General features: G+C 67.4%; 1 protein-coding gene. It reads right to left on the bottom strand.

Annotated features, from left to right (window positions below):
* Positions 1-1,005, bottom strand: a 1,005-nt coding sequence (locus tag ACFFGN_RS20275) for an FG-GAP-like repeat-containing protein (protein ID WP_380049915.1), incomplete at its 3' end; no start/stop codon positions are given.
* Positions 1,006-1,103: the final 98 nt, after the last annotated feature.

Raw genomic sequence — 1,103 nt, 5'->3', positions numbered from 1 at the left:
CGCGCCGGCGAACTCGGGATACGTCGCCCAGCCCTCGCCGATCTTGATGCGCTCGCCGAATGCCCCCGCGCCCTTGCCCGGGTACCAGTACAGGATGCCGCCGTCGCGCGCGACGATGTCGGCCCGGTTGTCGCGGTTGATGTCGACCATCGCGAACCACTCGATCGACGTCCAGCCCACACCGGAGTTGGCCAGCTTGGAGAACGTTCCGCTGCCGGAGTTGTGCCAGTAGTGCAACTTGCCGTCTGTCGAGGTGGCCAGGATGTCGGCGGCCCCGTCCGCGTTCGTATCCCCTACCGCGATTCGGTTGTACGCCGAGCTCCACCCGCCGCCGAGCGGAGACGCCCCGCCGAACGTGCCGGTCGAATTGCCTGGGTACACCTGCATGACGTTGTTCGGATCGACCGCCAGCAGATCGTCGTACTGGTCGCCGTTCACGCTCTCCGCCGCGCGAACACCGCCGGGACAGGTATTGAAGCTCACGAACTCCGGCCCGTTGTATACATAGCTGTAGGTGACCCGTTGGCCGTGCAGTTCGATGTGCACCGGGGTGCCGTTGTACTCCTGCGCATAGTGCAGGTGTGGTCCGCTGGCGTTGCCGACATCACCGACGTCGCCGATGTACTGGCCCTGGGCGACTTGGGTGCCACTCGCCACCGCCCGGTGCTCGAGATGCCGGTAAGTCGTGGACCAACCGCCGCCGTGGTCGATGTCGATCACGCCCGCCACGCCATGCCGCGCGATGCCGGCCGCACTGGCGACCACCTTTCTCCCGCGGTCGGCAGCGCCCGAGCCCCAGTTGAAGTCGAGCGGGTAGTCGTTGCCCGCGCCGCCATGCCCCGAGTAGGTGGCACCGTTCCACACCTCCTTACACGGGAACGGCATTTCGAAGGCGGGTCTGGCGGTGACCTGGGCCGACGTCACGGGAGCAGCGGCGATGGTGCCGGCGGCCGTCAGCAAGGCGACGGCCAACCCGGTCACGGATCTCTTGAAGCGAACTCTCATCAGGACTCCTTTGGGTGCTGCCGGGTCAGTAGGTCGCGGGGCGGTAGCCGGTCCAGCCGTGGCCGACGGGTTGGCCGCTGTTGAAGGTGCCGTCGCCC

Source organism: Kribbella deserti (genome assembly GCF_042434725.1).
Taxonomy (GTDB): Bacteria; Actinomycetota; Actinomycetes; order Propionibacteriales; family Kribbellaceae; genus Kribbella; species Kribbella deserti.
The sequence above is the reverse complement of the archived record's forward strand: the minus strand, read 5'-3'. Positions and strand labels throughout refer to the sequence as shown.